At 74.8% G+C, this 3,734-nt stretch carries 4 protein-coding genes; 2 read left to right on the forward strand and 2 right to left on the reverse strand.

The genetic code is table 11. From position 1 onward, the window contains the following. The first annotated feature begins 233 nt into the window (after positions 1-233). Entirely contained in the window at positions 234-1,238 is a 1,005-nt protein-coding gene (locus ACFV4N_RS41180; RefSeq protein ID WP_499678121.1) for a GlxA family transcriptional regulator, read from the forward strand. Then, complete coding sequence (locus ACFV4N_RS41185) at positions 1,235-2,026, forward strand: DJ-1/PfpI family protein (protein ID WP_499678122.1); 792 nt, start codon at positions 1,235-1,237, stop codon at positions 2,024-2,026. Before ACFV4N_RS41180 ends, ACFV4N_RS41185 begins: the two co-directional genes overlap by 4 nt. 48 nt (positions 2,027-2,074) lie before the next feature. Here the strand turns inward: ACFV4N_RS41185 and ACFV4N_RS41190 are convergent, their stop codons facing one another. Both ACFV4N_RS41190 and ACFV4N_RS41195 read right to left on the reverse strand, forming a co-directional pair. Then, positions 2,075-2,824, reverse strand: a complete 750-nt coding sequence (locus ACFV4N_RS41190) for a class I SAM-dependent methyltransferase (protein ID WP_499678123.1) — start codon at positions 2,822-2,824, stop codon at positions 2,075-2,077. 124 nt (positions 2,825-2,948) lie between these two features. Next, a complete protein-coding gene (locus tag ACFV4N_RS41195) occupies positions 2,949-3,572 on the reverse strand; it encodes a superoxide dismutase (protein WP_499678124.1) in 624 nt (207 codons plus the stop codon). Between the last annotated feature and the right edge of the window lie 162 nt (positions 3,573-3,734).

Here is a 3,734-nt window from a genome sequence, read left to right on the forward strand (position 1 = left end):
TGGTTTTTTTTTATACGCCCCGGGGCCCGGGGGGGGCGGGACCTCTCCCCCCGCCGGGGCCCCCCCCCCCCCCCCAACCCCGGGGGCGGGGGGGCACCCCCGCCCCCCCGGCGGCCCGGGGCCCCGGCGCGCGCGACACCACTGTGGACACTCCACGACAGACGCAGAACCGCGCGGGAAAACGCCTGGCCAACGGTTCCCGGCGCCGCTCGCGGTGCCCGATGATGCGAGCCATGGACGACCGGAGGCGCGTCCTCGTCGTGGCCTACGACGACGCGCAGATACTCGACATCGCCTGTCCCGCAGGGGCCCTGGACATCGCCAACCGCTACGGTGCGACCCCGCCCTACGCCGTCGAACTGGGCACCCTCGGCCGCCGGGCGGCCCGCAGCTCGGCCGGCATCGCGCTGGGAGCCGGGCGCGGCCTGGAGTCGGTGACCGGGCGCCTGGACACGCTGGTCGTCGTGGGCGGCGTCGGGTCCGAGCGGGCGGCGGCCGACGAGCGGCTGGTGGCGCAGGTGCGGCGGCTGGCCGCACGCAGCAGGCGCGTCGTGTCGGTGTGCACCGGCACGGACGTGCTGGCCGCGGCGGGGCTGCTCGACGACCGGCGGGTGACCACGCACTGGGGTTACGGCGAGCGCCTCGCCGCCCGCCACCCCGCGGTGGCCGTGGACGTCGGCCCCCTCTACATCCGGGACGGCAACGTCTACACCTCCGCCGGCGTGACCGGCGGGCTCGACCTGACCCTGTCGCTGATCGAGGACGACCACGGCCCGACGCTGGCCCGCGCCGTGGCCCGCGAACTGGTGTCCTACCTGCACCGGCCCGCCGACCAGGCGCAGATCAGCGCGTTCCTGGCCGCGCCGCCGCCGGGCGACCGGCTGGTGCGCGACCTCGCCCGCCACATCGCGGGCCACCTCGCCGGTGACCTGACGCCCGCGGCGCTGGCGGCCCGCGCGGGCGTGAGCACCCGGCACCTGACCCGCCTGTTCACCGCCCACCTCGGGACGACGCCGGCCCGCGCGGTGCGGGCGGCGCGCGCGGAGGCGGCGGTGCACCTGGTGCGCTCCAGCGGGCTGTCGCTGGACGCGGTCGCCCGCCGCTGCGGGTTCGGGTCGGCGCAGGTGCTGAGGCAGGCGTTGCTGGACCACTACGGCGCGACCGGGGACGCGATCCGCAGGATGCCGGACATGCCGCGCGCCACGGCGCCCGCGGCTGGGGACACTCCGGTGCCATGACGCGATCGACGACACGCAGGGCACTGCTCCGGGCGGGCGCGGTCACCGCCGCGCTCACCGCCACCGGCGCGGCGCACACCGCACGAGCCGACACCGGGACCACGGCCGACGCCGCGCCCACCGGGCGCCCACCCGGCGCCGGACCCCGGATCGGCGTCCTGCTCTACGACGGCTTCAGCCTGCTGGACCCCACCGGCCCCACCGAGGTCCTGTCCCGGCTGCCCGGCGCCACCGTGACCATGGTCGCGCAGCGGCGCGGCCCGGTGCGCACCGACACCGGCGACGTGGCGCTCGTGGCCGACCGGTCGATCGCCGAGGTCGACGACCTGGACGTGCTCCTCGTCCCGGGCGCGGGCGAGCGGGGCACGACCGGGGCCATGGGCAACCCGGTGCTGCTGGACTGGATCCGCCGGGTGCACCGGCGCACCCGCTGGACGACCTCGGTGTGCACCGGGTCCCTGGTCCTCGCCGCGGCCGGGCTGCTGGACGGGCGCGAGGCCACGACCTACTGGGCGTCCGCCGACTACCTGAGCACCGAGTTCGACGTGACCTACCGGCCCGAGCGCTACGTGCGCTCCGGGAAGATCATCACCGCGGCCGGCGTCTCGGCGGGCATCGACATGGCGCTGCACCTGGTGTCGCTGATGGCGGGGGAGACCACGGCGAGGGCGGTCCAACTGGCCGCCGAGTACGACCCGCGACCCCCGTTCGACTCGGGCGACGCCGCGCGCGCCACCCCGGAGCTCAAGGCGTTGGCGCTGCGGCTGCTCGCCGAGTCCCAGGTGTGACCGCACGACCCGGCCGGGGCGCGTCCCCTCCGGCCGGGCCGTCGCCGGTCACCGCACGGCCACCAGCACGTGGTCGTCCCCGTACTGCCACACCACGCCCACCTCGGCGAAACCCGCCTCGCGCAGCAGCGCGGCGTGCTCCCGGGCGCCGAGCCGGTTGCCGTGGCCGCGGTGGTCGCAGGTCAGCTCCTCGGGGGCGAAGGCGTCGGTCAGGCGGGTGTCCGCGCGCACCGCCTCCCACCAGGGCCGCCACTCCTCGTTGCCGGTCACGCCCACGCGCTCGGCACGGCGGTCCCGCACGTGGGTCGCCAGGTCGCGCAGCGCGGGCTGGTCGTCCTGGAGGTGGTCGCCGTTGACCAGGACGCCGCCGGGGCGGATCACCCGCGCCAGTTCGCGGTAGAGGGCGGCCAGCGATTCGGGCTCGATCCAGTGCAGCGCGGTGGTGGACACCGCGGCGTCCCACGTGCCGCCGACCCGGTCGGTCCAGCCGGGCGAGGTGAGGTCCGCGTGCAGGTAGTCGATTCCCTCACCGGTGGCGCGGGCCAGTTCCAGCAGGAACGGGTCCGCGTCGACGCCGACGACCCGGCCGCCGACCCGGTCCCGCAGCCTGGTCGTCAGCGAGCCCGGACCGCACCCGAGGTCCACCACCACGGGCGCGGCGACCCCGGCGCACGCCTTCTCCACGACGTCGCCGATGACCAGGAACCGCTCCTCCCGGTCGGCGACGTAGCGCTCCTGCTGGCGGTCCCACCGCCGCAACCACTCCTGGGCGACGACGCCGTTGACACGATCGCTCATTGCTCTACCTCCCGGAACGGGCGTGGACACGGGGAAGTGCCCCGGATCGCTGCGATCCGGGGCACCCGTCACGGCAGGGGGAGGCTTGTCGGAGCATCCGCTGCCGAGTTCGAAAGGCCCGGCGTCAGACGGAGGGCAGGGTGGGGCGGCCGGCGCGGGCGGCGTCGAAGCGGCGGGTGACGTCGGTCCAGTTGACCAGCGACCACAGCTTCTGGACGTAGTCGGGGCGCACGTTGCGGTACTGGAGGTAGTAGGCGTGCTCCCAGGCGTCGAAGACCAGCAGCGGGCTGGTGTTCATGCCGACGTTGCCGTGGTGGTCGTAGACCTGCTCGACCACCAGGCGCCGGGACAGCGGCTCCCACGCCAGCACGCCCCAGCCCGAGCCCTGCACGGTGGAGGTGGCGGCGGAGAGCTGCTTGGCGAAGGCGTCGAAGGAGCCGAAGTGCTCGTCGATCGCGGCGGCCAGCTCGCCCTCGGGGCGGTCGCCGCCGTCGGGGGACAGGTTCTCCCAGAAGACCGTGTGCAGCACGTGGCCGGACAGGTTGAACGCGAAGGTCTTCTCCAGCCCGACGATGCCGGAGAAGTCGTCCTTCTCGCGGACCTCGGCGATGCGCTCCAGGGTGTCGTTGGCGCCCTTGACGTAGGCGGCGTGGTGCTTGGAGTGGTGCAGCTCCAGGATCTCGCCGGTGATCGCCGGCTCCAGCGCGGCGTAGTCGTACGGCAGGTCGGGCAGGTGGTACTGGCCCACGCGTGCTCCCTCATCACTCGGGTGTCTGTTGCCAGTAGATCTTAGTTGCAAGATGTTGGCAACAACGCGTCGGCGTGTTTTCCCGATCCCGGGAACCGGGCGCCGGCGCGCCACGACTTCTTCGGTGGTGGCCGGTGCGACACCGGCCCGGCGGGGAGGCTG

It is taken from the genome of Actinosynnema sp. NPDC059797, from assembly GCF_042732085.1.
Classification (GTDB): domain Bacteria; phylum Actinomycetota; class Actinomycetes; order Mycobacteriales; family Pseudonocardiaceae; genus Actinosynnema.